The following is a 13,165-nucleotide window of genomic DNA, read 5'->3' as shown; positions in this document are numbered from 1 at the left end:
GAACATGAAGAAAGTGATAATGATGTTTACCCTGTTGGTCAGCGCTCAGTTGAGCCAGGTCGGATATGCAGCGGCGTATGACCCTAAACCGGTGGAATACCAGAATGTGGTGGCTGACAACGTACAGGTTGAGCATGACCGTATTATGGCGGGCGTTGATGAATTTATCATCACGGGGAAGAAGGGGAAAATCACTGAGAAATTCCGGCTCACCTGCAACGCCGATGAAGCACGTCTGGACATCATGTATTACCTGAAAGATATCTATGGCGATAAGGCTGAGGGGGCAACGGGAATGACTCTGCAGTATTACCCGGCAGGGGCTCATCAAATGAACATCAGTATCGATCATCCCGATACGCTGATGGATAGTCTGCTGACAGCCAATTTGGCACAGGCTGTTTCAAAAATGCTGGATCACAAGACTGGAAGCTTTGTTTTTCACTTCTACCATAATGACAGCAGCTTCGATCATGTCCCTCTGGCGTACAGCTTCCAATACCCTGCGAAATTGCTGGCCCCAGCCCTGGGGAAGGCATTGGTTAATGCTAAAACCACATCATGCGACATCAAATCAGGCAATAGTCAGCTTTCCCCCCTCAAGCGTCTTGTTGATCATCTGTAGCTCTTTTTCACACGATGACGTGCCATCAACTGCAGGCCTTCCGGTTATCCGGGAGGCCTGGGGGCAAAGCCAACGGGTAAGACGACGGGAGACGGTTCACCCTGAGCCGTCAAAACCGATTGAGCGGGATTTTCAAATAACGGTGTCCATCGCTCTCGGGCAACGGCAGTTTGCCGCCATTGATATTCACTTGCAGTGCCATCAACATGAGCTCCGGTAACGGCAACTGCTTATCACGTTGTGCTCGCATTGCACTAAAACTGGCCCGATCTTGATGGCGTAAAAAGGGATTGATGTCACGCTGTTCCCGTAGCGTGCTTTCATAGCACACCTCACGGCCACCTGGCCGGTAGTCGTGGCCGGTGAACAAACGCGTCTCCTCCGGTAACGTCAACAGCCGCTGTAATGTTTCCCACAGCGCCTCCGCACTGCCGCCGGGAAAATCTGTACGAGCAGTTCCACTGTCCGGCATGAACAGCGTATCGTGGACAAAGGCGCAATTACCGATATGGTAAGTGACGGAGGCCAGCGTATGGCCGGGTGAATACATCGCTTCCCCCCGCAAATTCCCCACATAAAAAACGTCGCTGTCTTTAAATAATCTGTCCCAAATTAATTTGGGTGCACTGAGCTCGGGCAAGTGATAAAGCGCTTTCCAAAGCGTCTGCACGTCTTCGATCTTTTCCCCTATCCCCATGGGTGCACCGGTCTGCTCCGCCAGCCAGGCTGCAGCGGAAAAATGGTCAGCATGAGGGTGCGTATCCAATATCCAGGCAACCTGCCATTGCCAGCTTTGGATAAAATCCAACAGATTTTGCGCCTGGTGAGACGAAACTGCGCCGGTCTGGCGATTAAAATCCAGCACTGGGTCGATAATGGCGCAGCGTTGGCTTTCAGGATCGGCAATCACATATTGCAGGCTCCCGCTGATCGGTTCATAAAAAGCCTGTACCTGTGCTACCGGTGAACATTGTTGCTGGCGGGCATACCAGGCCAGCGCCGGTTCAGCGTCTGCGTTATATTGGCGGCAATATTCCCGAAAGGTCTTTTCATCAATCAGACCTTCATTCAGGTCATGCAAAAAAAATATCCCTACCGAGCGAGAACCCGAGCGGCAATGCGCCACTACTTTCTTTCCACTCTTTGCTTGCCGATTAAAGGTATAGACTTGTTCCCAAGATAATGAATCGTAGGTGAACGGCATGTAGATATAATCCATAGACTGCTGGTCTGCTAACACTTTTTCCTGGCTGTGCGTTAAATAATTGCCCCTTTCCTCATCGGGACGATGATTCACGACGAGGGTATAGCCCTCATGGGACAGTCGCTGAAATGCCTCTGCTGTTAGTGCATCAGAAAATGAAAGCCAGTCATTAACATGGCGAAGGTTCATTGCGTTCTCCCGTATTTTTCAGAGGTTCTTAATTAACATATAGAGTGCCATTGCGAGCAGCATCATTGAAAATAACAACTCAATGACCCTCGTGTTTTTCTTAAGTCGATGAGCTATTACCGTACCCAGAGCGCCACCGAAAAATCCCCCTAAAATAATCAGCAGCGTATTTTCAGGGGCAACATAGCCCGCTAAGGCATAACTGAGGCTGGTCGACACGCTCATGGCAAATACCACCATCAGTGAGGTGGCGATAGCGTCCAATGTGGAGCACCGGAACAGCCAGACCAGGACGGGAACCACCAAAAAGCCACCGCCAATACCCAAAAAACCCGAAAGCAGCCCCACCGTAAAACCGGCAATGCCCCCCCATCTGGGGTGAGGATACCGCTCGCGGCCCGTGATGGCTGGGGAGACGCGACGCAGCCGGTTGATCATCAGCAATGCCACCGTCATCATCAGGAGTGAGAACGGAAGCAGCAGGTATTTCCCATTGAGCACCTTGCCCAACTCCGCGCCAATCAAGGTTCCCGAGACGGCGAACACCGTGAGCAATATTCCCTTTTTCCACCTGACGTGACCCTGTGAGGCATGGATCAGCAGACTGAACAACGCACTGACAGCCACGGTTATCGCACTGGTAGCGATAACCATGTGCACATCTTTCATTTTTACCCAATAAAGCAAAAGCGGAACACACACTACCGATCCCCCTCCACCGGTCAATGCCAGCAGCAAACCGACAATGACACCCGTGAGCATCAAAGAGAAAGGAGGAGTTGAGGTAAAAAAATAATCTCCTGTAAGCTCATAGGGATCCCTGTTGTTATTTTTTACGCTATTAGGCGATGGGAAAAATACAGTGTCAATCACTTATTCTTTAAAGTTATTACATATAGCAAAATGGAATAATAAATATTCATTATAACGTAACAGTCTAAATAAAACCTATTAACCGAAAAGTCTCTGAGATAAGTTGAAGGGAAAGGAGGCGTAAATGACAAGAGTTGAGAAGGCTTCATCACAGCGACTGTTGGTCATCGGTGGGGGATCTGCCGGAATAGGTGTCATTGCCAGTATAAAAAAAAGAAACACAGGCATAACGATTATTTTGGTCGAGCCACAAGAATATCATTACTATCAACCCGCATGGACCCTGGTGGGAGGAGGGGTATATGATATTGAAAAAACACGCCGGCCCATGCAGCAGGTTCTTCCTCCGGGGGTCACCTGGATAAAAGACACGGTGACACGGGTCAAATCCGATGAGAAAGTTGTTGAAATACGTTCAGGTGACTGTATTTCTTACGATTATCTCATTGTGGCAAGTGGTCTGGTATTACACTGGGAAAAAATCATCGGTCTGGAAGAAACACTGGGGCGTAACGGGGTGACGTCTAATTATCGTTTTGACCTGGCCAGTTATACCTGGGATGTAGTGAAAAATCTCAAACAGGGTAACGCGATTTTTTCTCAACCCCCTGCCCCTATAAAATGCGCAGGCGCCCCCCAAAAAGCCTTATACCTTTCCAGTGATTACTGGCAGCGTCAGCGTTGCCTGGAGAATATCAACGTCTTTTTTTGCCTTGCGGGAAACACCGTATTTGGCATACCTGAGTTTGTTCTCCCTTTACAGGCCCAGTTAAAAAAATATAACGCCAGGGTCAACTATTCTCATACTCTCATTCGTGTCGAGGGTGAAAAAAGAGTGGCGACCTTCGCCGTCGCTGGAGGGGAAAAGGAGGAAGTGACGCTGCCCTTTGATATGCTGCATGTGGTTCCACCACAGTCCGCCCCCCCATTTATTGCAGACAGTGGACTTGACGATGCTGATGGGTGGTGTGATGTAGACAAATTCACCTTGCAGCATCTACGCTGGCCCTCCATTTTCTCGCTTGGCGACTGTTGTTCAGCGCCCAATGCAAAGACTGTGGCGGCGGTGCGTAAACAGATTGTCATTGTGGCTAACAACCTGACATCGGTCATGCGCGGGGAGAGCCCAACATCACGCTACGACGGCTACGGCTCCTGCCCACTGACCGTTGAAAGAGGGAAAGTCGTGCTGGCGGAGTTTGGTTATGGAAACCGGTTATTGCCGACATTTCCGCTTGACCCCACCCGACCGAGTCGTTTCGCCTGGTGGTTAAAGGTCTGGTTCTTGCCTCGGTTCTATTGGACCGGAATGCTTCGCGGTGTGGAATGGCTGACCAGGAGTAAAATGTAAATGCTCTCGTCGCCTAGCCTGTGTCATCCGCTTGGCGACAAGAATGCCTGGATAAAAAAAAGAGGGACTGAAGCTATTGACCAAGAGAGGACTGGATAAATATTTACCCGGGCGATATCACTAAAAAGCGTTTTTTAACACACGATCGGCAGAGACGCTCTGGGGGCCGATTATCTCCCCATTTGCGTCGTAACACGACGTGGTCAAGAGTGCAGCCATAAGCATCAATCCCGTTCTTATCGTTCGTTTAACACGTCCCTTTCCCGCTCATTGACCTGACAGTAATAACACGCACACCTTCATATCCCGGTAGCCGGACATCCTGTCTGGCTACCTTTTATTCACCCGAAAAAAGCGTCTGGAAACACCTTATGACATGTGAAAAACGCTCTCATGAAACCGCCCCCTTGACGATGATCGTCGCGCTCGTCTCTGAGGCTGACCGCCCGTCGTTCTGGTTACAGCATTTTGGTAATGTCCCGCATTGGCTCCGCATCGAATCACCGATATTTTCCTGGCTTGACCTCTTGTGTGAACACTACTGCGGCGATTATTGGGAATTTTACACCCTCAGTAACGGTGGGGCATTTATTATCCCGTCCACCGAAGGCGAGTACGCACTCTTTAACGCCCTGAACGGGAATGGCGCCACCGTCGGTCATGAGGCCGCCGGCATCATCGCCTGCCTCATCACTTACAGCCACCACGCTTGCCGCACAATGTGCAATGCGATGACGGAACATTACTACCGATTGCGGGATTACGCCCTTATTCATCCTGAGTCTAACGCCATTATGCGCATCATCGACTAACCCTTAATACTCCCTACGGAAACACCCATCATCATGATGCATACAATCCTATCCCCGTCAGTGGCGGAACTGCCATTACCCACGCAACGTACCATTCAGCGCGCGCTGGCCTTACTGGAGCAGCATCTGCGTAAACCCGGCGAATCGTTCACCTCCGCCAATGCCGCTCGCGACTGGTTGCGACTGCAGATGGCCCGGCTGGAGCGTGAAGTCTTTATGGTGCTTTATCTCGACAACCAGCATCGCCTGTTGGCCCATGAAACCTTGTTTACCGGCAGCATCAACAGTACCGAAGTCCATCCCCGCGAAATCGTGAAATCGGCGCTGAAGCACAACGCCGCGGCGGTCCTGCTGGCGCACTGTCACCCCTCGGGACATGCAGACCCCAGCGATGCCGATCGGCAAATCACCCACAGGATCCAGGAGACACTGGCGCTGGTTGATGTCCGCGTGCTGGACCACTGTATTGTTGGCGGTATGACGGTGTACTCGTTTGCTGAACACGGACTTTTATAAGGAAAGCAACATGTCTTCTATCGTAGTCACTGCCTGGGGCCTGAAACGCAACATCACTCCGCAGTTGGGCGCCCGTCTCGTACAGCAAGGTAACCGACTCCATTATCTGGCCGATCGTGCCGGCATCAGCGGCGCCTTCAGCGAAGTGCAGGCCCGTTCACTGGATAATGCCTTCCCGCAGTTTATCAACCATCTGGAGCTGATGCTGTTGTCCGGGGAACTCAATCCCCGGTATCAGCACTGCGTCACGCTCTACCGCAATGGGCTGACTTGTGAAGCCGACACATTGGGATCACATGGCTATGTGTATATTTCGGTGTATCCAACGCGCATGGCAGCCACGTAAAAGCTTACACGTAAATAAACTCTCTCCATCCCATTACCCATCTTCCTTATTCCAACCCCGAGATAACCCACATGAAAACTTTACCTGTCATCCCGAAACGGGCGGTTTACTCCTGCCAAACTCCCATTGCGATCTGGCGGGATCTGCTCACGTATCTGCTGGCCCAACATTATGGACTGACAGTGAACGACACTGTGTTCAGTGATGACACAATAATTCAGGAACATATTGATGCTGGTATATCACTGGCCGATGCCTTGAATTTTATCGTGGAGAAGTTCGACTTGGTACGCACTGACCGGCGGGGGTTCTCCTGCCGGGAGCAATCACTGTTCATCAATACCATCGATATCTTGCGGGCCCGTCACGCCACCGGGTTGATGACACGTAACGGATATCAGGTCATAACACGAACCATTCAGGGAGAAAAACGGCCATGAACCGCGACAAACGCCCCGTCAGTGCGCTGCTCACGGGGATCCAGTGCAGTACCGCTCATATCACCAACGACGATAACACGGTGCTGTATCACGTCTCACACCAGCAAGAAGACTATGGCAACGGTGAGTGGTGCCATTTCACCGGCACAGGGTACCTGATACGACTCAATGCGTGGCAACATCCGGTACTACGGCTTAAACAGTTAGGGTTATCGAAAGCCTGCCGTCGGTTAATTCTCGGCCTGATGCGACACCATCACATCGCTCTCCTTCATTTGGATGCGGCGGGGGATGTACTGTCGGAATTTGAAACCTTTGATTGGTGAGCGCCCACAGCATCCGACTACTATTTTCCGAACAACACTGACCAACGTCACCCCATTACGCCCGCCCTTAAACCGGCGGGCGTTTACGTTTACGGAGAAAGAAATATGCAGACTGAACCCGAAATTTTGACCGACCATACGGAAGTGATTTGTTCCACCAGCATCGAACGCATCGTGTCTGGGCGTAATGTCGCATGTACGCAGATTACTGCCCTCATTAACCAGTTGGATGAAATATCGATGTTGACCAACAGTATTGGAGGTGGAACATCCATGGAGTGGGGTATGAGACCAGGACATCGCTACGACTGTTGGTTCACCGAGAAAGCGGAAACTGCCATGAAAGCAATCACCCGCAACATCGATCGCAGCATCTGGCGTGACCTGATGTTGAAATCCGGGATGCTCTCTTTGATGGATGCTCAGGCACGTGACCAGTGGAATAAAAGCCTGGATGACGGAGAATTGCCGGAAATCAGTGAGAACAACATTCTTAGTACCTTTGAGCAGTTGCATCAGAGCAAATCTGAATTCTTTGAGCGGGGTGTGATAAACGTGTTTAAAGGATTGAGCTGGGATTATAAAACTAACCGCCCGTGTAGTTTTGGCAAAAAGATCATCATTAGCAACCTGGTCACTCACAACCGTTGGGGGTTCAGCTTCACTTGGGGTTGGAGGCGGGATCAACTGGTCGACCTGGAACGCATGTTGATGTTACTCGATGGAAAACCCATTCCTGATAACCGTGCAGATATTGCTCGTCGTCTCAGCGATCATATTAGCGAGCAGAAAGCCTCAGACCGCTACGAAGATGAACTGTTTAAGATAAAGTACTTTCAAAAGGGGACCGGACATATCGTATTCAAACGCCTAGAGCTGGTAGAAAAGATGAACGACATCATTGCTAAGTATTATCCCGGCATGCTGGCCCATCGATAATGGACCGTACTTTCTGACAAATTTATCTGTTGGTATAAATGTTGGTACAAATTTTATCGAACACAATTTTATCCATATAAAACATATTAATACTGTATGTATTCGAATCCTGTAGGGACCATTTAGATTCAACTGCTTACGAAAATCACCCGAGTTTCACAATTTTGATGTGAGACATATTTGGGACTAAATCTTCGAAAATCGCATCGATCTGTCTCGCGTGCTCAGTTAAATGATTCGGTGCCAAGAGTGTATATCTCTATACCATTTCTATGCTGTTCCATCCCCCATTTCCTGAACAGATTAGTCACTAGAGATCTGCTGATTTATGGTTCTCCTTCCTCCTCGAACCCATTGGTCATCGCTGAACCTCATGCTATTTTGAGTCCCAAACCATCGAAGATGACAGGGCATAACATGTTGAGTTTGTTTGTGTACGGCACCTTGGGCCCAGGGCGGCCAAATGCTCATATCATGGAAAGCATTGGCGGCAGTTGGGAAGAGGGCAGTGTCGGCGGAACGCTGCTAAATGAGGGCTGGGGGGCTGACATGGGGTATCCCGGCATCGTTTTGGATAATAGCGGCAATAAGGTTGAAGGTTTCCTGTTCCACTCTGACAACCTCGCTGATCGCTGGAGTTCTCTCGACGAGTTCGAAGGCGAGGGCTATGAGCGGGTGTCGGTTAAAGTCACCACGGCAAGCGGCGATATCGTCGATTCCTTTATCTATATGCTGAAAAAATAGCGCCACCATTTCTTAAAGCCGGACCCGCGCCGGTTTTATGTCAGTATTCAGCCAGCTATTGAACCAAAAAGCGCCCCGACGCCTGATGAAACCCCCATTGCCAGGGCGCTCCAGAAAGTAATGCGAATAATGCCGGGGCCTATCGGCGCCCCGCCGGCTTTAGCGGCAATACCGCCAAGAATGGCCAGAGAAACCAATGCAGAAAGGGCAATAGCGGGGATCGCCCACTGGGCCGGGGCAATCGCGGCCACCAATAAAGGTAATATGGCCCCCGTCGAGAAGCTTGCAGCAGAAGTCAGGGCAGCCTGCAGGGGGCGGGCGGTGGTGATTTCTGATATGCCCAACTCCTCACGCGCGTGTGCGGCCAAGGCGTCGTGGCTCATCAGTTTTTCTGCCACTTGTTTCGCCAGCGCGACGTCCAGGCCACGATGGGCATAAATTGAGGTTAACTCGCGAAATTCACCCTGAAAATCGGCATCCAGCTCGGCCTGTTCTTCCGCCAGAGCGGCTGTCTCCGTGTCTGACTGGGAAGACACGGAGACATATTCACCGGTTGCCATCGACATCGCACCGGCAACCAAACCGGCAATGCCGGTTAACAGAATACTTTGGTGGGTGACGTTGGCGGATGCCACCCCCAGCAGCAAGCTTGCAGTAGAAACAATGCCATCGTTAGCGCCAAGGACCGCCGCTCTGAGCCAGCCTATCTTTTCAATACTGTGTCGTTCTCTGTGCATCATGGCGCTCCCATTTTTCATCTTGTCGATTCAATGGACCCGTCTTGCGGAATTCAGGGGGATAAGTCAGCAAGCAAAGTTCGGAAATTCTAGTTTAGCCTGCCACGGTTTTTCGGACGAGCCATATCAAGAGGGTCGTCGCATTGCCGTGAGATTTCACTGACTTTTACCTATTGATTGAGCCACCATTTACCTGCTCTCGGCAATGATGATGCCGCGTCTCCACATTGTGTGGATCAATCCGGTGGAATGTGGCCATGTCACTGCAACAAGTATTAAAAGCCCCTCTGGCGAGCAACAGGTTGAAAGGCATCGGCTATAAACATTACGTGTATTTGATCGTGATGTTTGCTGCCGTGATTCGGGGCATTTCGCTAACCAATAAATATTTTTGGTGTGACGAAGCATCCAGCGTGCTGACCAGCCGCTATGACTTGTCGGCGCTGCTCTACCATGCCTCCTTTGACGTACATCCCCCGCTTTATTATCTGCTGCTGCATGGTTGGATGCTGTTGTTTGGCGACAGCATTCTGGCGGTGCGAACCCTCAGCTTGCTGTTTGGTGTCGTTACGGTAGCGCTGACAATCAAACTAACCCGTTGGCTGGCCAATGAACGGGCGGCGTTGCTGGCGGGGGGGCTGATGGCCATTATGCCGATGGCGGTACGTTATAGTCAGGAAGCGCGCATGTATGCGCTAATGGGGATGTTGATCATCGCGGCGACCATGGCGTTGATCATGTGGTTGAAGGAGCCCGCCAACCGTCGTTATTTGGCTGTCTACGCGTTGTTGATGACACTGAGTCTGTATACTCACTACTTCACTATTTTTGCCCTGATAACCCACTGGTTTGTGCTATCGGTACTGGCCTGCCGGCGGGACGAACCTGTGAGCTATCTAAAGCAGCCTGCGTGGTGGCTGGCCAATCTAGCTATCGGGTTGGCTTATATCCCCTGGTTGCTGGTGTTGTTGAATTTGCTGGCTCATATTGCGGAGCTGAGAGTCGGTGGGGACGTCGGTTGGATACCCCAAGTGGTATGGAGCGATCTGCCCGCCATGTTCTGGCGTTTTTTAACCGGGGATGACGGCCGAAATTATTTCTGGGGTATTTTCTTGTTGCTGCCAGCATTCTTCGTTGGGTTGTCTGGTTTGCTGCTGGTTTCGCGTGGGGTTGAGAACAAATTCAAGCTATTGCTGCTCAGTGGGGTATTTGTCCCGGTCTTACTGCTGTTTGTGATTTCCTGGCGGATGCCGCTGTTTGTTGATCGCTATTTATTTTTTGCTGCGTTAGGTATCCCCATCATTTTAGCGATCCTGATTACAGAAAGTAAAAGTAAGGTTCGTGGGGTTTCGCTGCTGCTGTTTTTCAGCCTGCTGTTCGGCAGTGGGCTGCGTGATGATTATTTGTCAGATAAAGATCAGTTTAAGGGGATGGTGCACTATATCAATAGTGGTTATCAGCCTGGTGATGCCGTCGTCGTCAGCAACATGTTCAATTATCTGAGTTATGTGTATTACAACAAAAAAGCTTATCGCGCCTTATTGTATACACCGGCGAAACCCAATGGCATATCCGGCAAACCCAATGCCTACGGATTTGGGACTTTCTTTCACGATCGGGCGGCGCAAACTTACGTTGATAATCTCAAGGCTCTGTCCGCGAGCCATCGTCGGGTATGGTTGATCAGCGGTGGCGATTTCAATCAGGATTTTGGCCGTTCACCGTCGGGATGGGTTAATACCAGCACTTTTAAAAGTGGTGGATTCGAATCACGCCTGTTTGTGGTTCACCCCGCCAGATAAGTGGATGCTGCCAATGCACCTACCCGCTCCATAAGCCACTGTAATGCGGGGTCCTGACTGCGTTTGTGATGCCACAACATGGCTACTTCGAAAGGCGGGAGATCCAGCGGTAGCTCGCTGCGGTTCAGGCCGTAATCCTGACTCCAGATTTTGCCCAGCCCAGCAGGTACGGTGGCCAGTGCCGGGCTGCGCTGCAGGATCCGCGGCAGTGTGGCGAAGTGCGGGCTGGTGTAACGCACCGAACGCTGCAGCCCATGAGTGGTCAGCTGTTCATCGATAGCGCTGGTGTTTGCGCCACGGTAGGAAACCAGCAGATGGTCGTTAGTAATGTAATTCGCCAGCGGCAGCGGAGTGGGCAGATTTAGCTGTCCCGGATGCCACAGAGTGCAGAAGCGCATCTTGGTCAGCACTTCTCGCTGCAGCCATTTAGGTCCCGATGGTGCGACGGAAATGGCCAGATCAATACGGTCCTGTTCCAATGCATCACTGTCCTGGAATGGATCGGTGGCCACCACGTTCAGAGTGATACCGGGTGCCTGCTGTTTCAGGTCAGCCATTAGCGTGGGCATTAGCCACATTTCGACCCAATCGGCCATGCCTATCCGGAAGCTGTGTTGCGCCGTGGCGGCAACGAAATTAGGTGGCTGGAATAGCACCTGTTGCATCTCTTCCAGCAAGGGTGCCAATGCCAGCACCAGTGCTTGCGCCCTTGGGGTGGGTTCCATACCCTGAGCGGTACGGATAAACAGTGGGTCATTGAACATATCACGCAGACGCGCCAATGCACCGCTGACGGCCGGTTGCCCCAGATACAGCTTTTCTGCCGCCCGCGACACGCTGCGTTCGCGAAACAGTACCATCAGCACCGTCAGCAGGTTCAGGTCGATACGACTAAAATCATTTTCTCTGATGTTCATAATCATTCCAATCAATTTGAATGATGTTAGCTGCCACTACCATAATCCCCGTCAGCGTTAAAGGCGACGCATTTTTCTAACTGAAGGGGATGTTATGAAGCTGCTTTCTGCGCTGGCATTTGCCGGCTTACTGTTGACCCATGCTGCCACCGCGGATACGCAAGTCCAGGCACCGGGTTATTACCGCATGCCTCTGGGTAAATTTGTCATTACCGCTGTGTCCGATGGCACGGTGACCATTCCGCTCGACAAATTGTTGACCCATATCTCGCCGCAGGAACTGAAGCAAAGAATGGCCCAGGAGGCGATGACGCCGCAGGCGGAAACCTCAATCAACACCTTTGTTATTGATACCGGCAAGCAGCGGGTATTGGTCGATACCGGTGCCGGACCACTATTCGGCAAAGCCGGTGGGCACCTGTTGGAAAACCTGCGTGCGGCGGGGTACCCAGCGGAAACTCTGGACGCGGTACTGTTGACACATATACATGGTGACCACTCTGGCGGCGCGTCGTTAAACGGCAAACCGGCATTTCCTAATGCGCTGGTTTATGTCGATAAAAAAGACGTGGATTTTTGGCTGAACACGGCCAATCTCAGCAAGGTGGAGGCGAGCCAGAGGCATACCTTCAAGGAGTCAGCAGATTCGCTTAACCCGGTGATCGCCGCCGATAAGCTGAGAACTTTCACTGCGCCGCTAAGGGTATTGGACGGGATCCAGGCGCTACCGGCGCCGGGCCACACGCCAGGTAGCGTGGTTTATCGGGTCGAAAGCGAAGGGCAAACGCTGGTCTTGTGGGGCGACATCATTCACGCCAAGGCGGTGCAAATGCCGGACCCTGAAGTGGCGATCCATTTTGATGTGAACCAACAGCAGGCAGTGCAAACCCGAGAGCGTATTCTGGCACAGGTGGCGCGTGAGGGCGATTGGGTGGCCGCAGCCCATATATCATTCCCCGGACTGGGGCACGTGAAGGTCGAGGGCAACGGTTACCGCTGGGTTGCCGCCAACTATACCACTCAATTTTCGCACTAACGGCGGTGAGGCACTACTTTTCGTCAGGAAGGAAATAGTGGCCGCATTTGGGGCAAATCAGGGTGATGTTTTTACGCACTTTACGGCTATTTTGTTCAAAAGCGTGAGCGCATTCTGGACAAGTCACTTTTACCGTTGTGCTGCTGAACATCTTAAGGGCATCAAAGATAGACATATCTTTCACCGGGTAGATGTAAGGAACCCCACTCTACCATTCGGCATCTTTAATAGCCCTTTATTGATTGTTTATTAATCATTTCTGTGAGCGCTGTGAGGGGATTTCGATAGCTCTCGCAAGCGGGTACAGA

At 51.3% G+C, this 13,165-nt stretch carries 16 protein-coding genes and 1 pseudogene; 11 read left to right on the top strand and 6 right to left on the bottom strand.

Annotated features, from left to right (window positions below):
* The first annotated feature begins 4 nt into the window (after window positions 1-4).
* Window positions 5-625 (top strand): hypothetical protein, encoded by a 621-nt coding sequence (locus OC597_RS20340; RefSeq protein WP_262210223.1) that lies wholly within the window; start codon window positions 5-7, stop codon window positions 623-625.
* A 109-nt stretch (window positions 626-734) separates the two neighbouring features.
* Here the strand turns inward: OC597_RS20340 and blh are convergent, their stop codons facing one another.
* Window positions 735-2,018, bottom strand: coding sequence for a bifunctional sulfur transferase/dioxygenase Blh (blh, locus tag OC597_RS20335; RefSeq protein WP_262210221.1), 1,284 nt, complete (start codon window positions 2,016-2,018; stop codon window positions 735-737).
* 18 nt (window positions 2,019-2,036) lie between these two features.
* The gene (locus OC597_RS20330) at window positions 2,037-2,891 is read right to left on the bottom strand and encodes a sulfite exporter TauE/SafE family protein (RefSeq protein WP_262210220.1); all 855 of its coding nucleotides are present in this window, start codon (window positions 2,889-2,891) and stop codon (window positions 2,037-2,039) included.
* 124 nt (window positions 2,892-3,015) lie between these two features.
* Between OC597_RS20330 and OC597_RS20325 the strand changes: the two genes are divergently transcribed.
* From OC597_RS20325 to OC597_RS20295, 7 genes are all read left to right on the top strand, one after another.
* Complete coding sequence (locus OC597_RS20325) at window positions 3,016-4,242, top strand: NAD(P)/FAD-dependent oxidoreductase (protein WP_262210218.1); 1,227 nt, start codon at window positions 3,016-3,018, stop codon at window positions 4,240-4,242.
* A 371-nt stretch (window positions 4,243-4,613) separates the two neighbouring features.
* Entirely contained in the window at window positions 4,614-5,054 is a 441-nt protein-coding gene (locus OC597_RS20320) for an antirestriction protein (protein ID WP_262210217.1), read from the top strand.
* Window positions 5,055-5,090: 36 nt separating this feature from the next.
* Window positions 5,091-5,570 (top strand): RadC family protein, encoded by a 480-nt coding sequence (gene radC / locus OC597_RS20315; protein WP_262210285.1) that lies wholly within the window; start codon window positions 5,091-5,093, stop codon window positions 5,568-5,570.
* A gap of 10 nt (window positions 5,571-5,580) precedes the next feature.
* The gene (locus OC597_RS20310; RefSeq protein ID WP_262210216.1) at window positions 5,581-5,916 is read left to right on the top strand and encodes a type IV toxin-antitoxin system YeeU family antitoxin; all 336 of its coding nucleotides are present in this window, start codon (window positions 5,581-5,583) and stop codon (window positions 5,914-5,916) included.
* Between the two features lie 71 nt (window positions 5,917-5,987).
* Window positions 5,988-6,356: a TA system toxin CbtA family protein gene (locus tag OC597_RS20305; RefSeq protein ID WP_262210215.1), complete on the top strand. Its 369-nt coding sequence runs from the start codon at window positions 5,988-5,990 to the stop codon at window positions 6,354-6,356.
* On the top strand, window positions 6,353-6,682 hold the full coding sequence (locus tag OC597_RS20300; RefSeq protein ID WP_262210214.1) for a DUF5983 family protein: 330 nt from the start codon (window positions 6,353-6,355) through the stop codon (window positions 6,680-6,682). Before OC597_RS20305 ends, OC597_RS20300 begins: the two co-directional genes overlap by 4 nt.
* Before the next feature lie 105 nt (window positions 6,683-6,787).
* Window positions 6,788-7,621: a DUF4942 domain-containing protein gene (locus OC597_RS20295; RefSeq protein WP_262210212.1), complete on the top strand. Its 834-nt coding sequence runs from the start codon at window positions 6,788-6,790 to the stop codon at window positions 7,619-7,621.
* A gap of 145 nt (window positions 7,622-7,766) precedes the next feature.
* Here the strand turns inward: OC597_RS20295 and OC597_RS20290 are convergent.
* Window positions 7,767-7,910, bottom strand: a pseudogene (locus OC597_RS20290) (integrase); the annotation flags it as partial.
* 128 nt (window positions 7,911-8,038) lie between these two features.
* Here OC597_RS20290 and OC597_RS20285 point away from each other — a divergent pair.
* A complete protein-coding gene (locus OC597_RS20285) occupies window positions 8,039-8,365 on the top strand; it encodes a gamma-glutamylcyclotransferase family protein (RefSeq protein WP_261251749.1) in 327 nt (108 codons plus the stop codon).
* A gap of 47 nt (window positions 8,366-8,412) precedes the next feature.
* On the opposite strand, the gene OC597_RS20280 is transcribed toward OC597_RS20285, so the two are convergent.
* The gene (locus tag OC597_RS20280) at window positions 8,413-9,102 is read right to left on the bottom strand and encodes a VIT1/CCC1 transporter family protein (protein WP_262210283.1); all 690 of its coding nucleotides are present in this window, start codon (window positions 9,100-9,102) and stop codon (window positions 8,413-8,415) included.
* A gap of 257 nt (window positions 9,103-9,359) precedes the next feature.
* On the opposite strand from OC597_RS20280, the gene OC597_RS20275 reads away from it, so the two are divergent.
* A complete protein-coding gene (locus OC597_RS20275) occupies window positions 9,360-10,904 on the top strand; it encodes a glycosyltransferase family 39 protein (RefSeq protein WP_262210210.1) in 1,545 nt (514 codons plus the stop codon).
* Here the strand turns inward: OC597_RS20275 and OC597_RS20270 are convergent.
* Complete coding sequence (locus OC597_RS20270; protein WP_262210209.1) at window positions 10,889-11,821, bottom strand: LysR family transcriptional regulator; 933 nt, start codon at window positions 11,819-11,821, stop codon at window positions 10,889-10,891. The genes OC597_RS20275 and OC597_RS20270 overlap by 16 nt on opposite strands.
* Before the next feature lie 94 nt (window positions 11,822-11,915).
* On the opposite strand from OC597_RS20270, the gene OC597_RS20265 reads away from it, so the two are divergent.
* A complete protein-coding gene (locus OC597_RS20265) occupies window positions 11,916-12,857 on the top strand; it encodes an MBL fold metallo-hydrolase (RefSeq protein WP_262210208.1) in 942 nt (313 codons plus the stop codon).
* A 13-nt stretch (window positions 12,858-12,870) separates the two neighbouring features.
* On the opposite strand, the gene OC597_RS20260 is transcribed toward OC597_RS20265, so the two are convergent.
* Entirely contained in the window at window positions 12,871-13,032 is a 162-nt protein-coding gene (locus OC597_RS20260; RefSeq protein WP_218165635.1) for a YnfU family zinc-binding protein, read from the bottom strand.
* Window positions 13,033-13,165: the final 133 nt, after the last annotated feature.

Source organism: Serratia proteamaculans, from assembly GCF_946227095.1.
GTDB lineage: Bacteria > Pseudomonadota > Gammaproteobacteria > Enterobacterales > Enterobacteriaceae > Serratia > Serratia proteamaculans_E.
Note: the sequence above shows the minus strand (reverse complement) of the source record. Positions and strands in the feature narration are given on the sequence as shown.

Excerpts from the sequence above, each read along its gene's own strand:
- OC597_RS20340 (WP_262210223.1), top strand. The coding sequence starts at position 5 with ATGAAGAAAGTGATAATGATGTTTACCCTGTTGGTCAGCGCTCAGTTG.
- blh (WP_262210221.1), bottom strand. The coding sequence starts at position 2,018 with ATGAACCTTCGCCATGTTAATGACTGGCTTTCATTTTCTGATGCACTA.
- OC597_RS20325 (WP_262210218.1), top strand. The coding sequence starts at position 3,016 with ATGACAAGAGTTGAGAAGGCTTCATCACAGCGACTGTTGGTCATCGGT.
- OC597_RS20320 (WP_262210217.1), top strand. The coding sequence starts at position 4,614 with ATGACATGTGAAAAACGCTCTCATGAAACCGCCCCCTTGACGATGATC.
- radC (WP_262210285.1), top strand. The coding sequence starts at position 5,091 with ATGCATACAATCCTATCCCCGTCAGTGGCGGAACTGCCATTACCCACG.
- OC597_RS20310 (WP_262210216.1), top strand. The coding sequence starts at position 5,581 with ATGTCTTCTATCGTAGTCACTGCCTGGGGCCTGAAACGCAACATCACT.
- OC597_RS20305 (WP_262210215.1), top strand. The coding sequence starts at position 5,988 with ATGAAAACTTTACCTGTCATCCCGAAACGGGCGGTTTACTCCTGCCAA.
- OC597_RS20300 (WP_262210214.1), top strand. The coding sequence starts at position 6,353 with ATGAACCGCGACAAACGCCCCGTCAGTGCGCTGCTCACGGGGATCCAG.
- OC597_RS20295 (WP_262210212.1), top strand. The coding sequence starts at position 6,788 with ATGCAGACTGAACCCGAAATTTTGACCGACCATACGGAAGTGATTTGT.
- OC597_RS20285 (WP_261251749.1), top strand. The coding sequence starts at position 8,039 with ATGTTGAGTTTGTTTGTGTACGGCACCTTGGGCCCAGGGCGGCCAAAT.
- OC597_RS20280 (WP_262210283.1), bottom strand. The coding sequence starts at position 9,102 with ATGCACAGAGAACGACACAGTATTGAAAAGATAGGCTGGCTCAGAGCG.
- OC597_RS20275 (WP_262210210.1), top strand. The coding sequence starts at position 9,360 with ATGTCACTGCAACAAGTATTAAAAGCCCCTCTGGCGAGCAACAGGTTG.
- OC597_RS20270 (WP_262210209.1), bottom strand. The coding sequence starts at position 11,821 with ATGAACATCAGAGAAAATGATTTTAGTCGTATCGACCTGAACCTGCTG.
- OC597_RS20265 (WP_262210208.1), top strand. The coding sequence starts at position 11,916 with ATGAAGCTGCTTTCTGCGCTGGCATTTGCCGGCTTACTGTTGACCCAT.
- OC597_RS20260 (WP_218165635.1), bottom strand. The coding sequence starts at position 13,032 with ATGTCTATCTTTGATGCCCTTAAGATGTTCAGCAGCACAACGGTAAAA.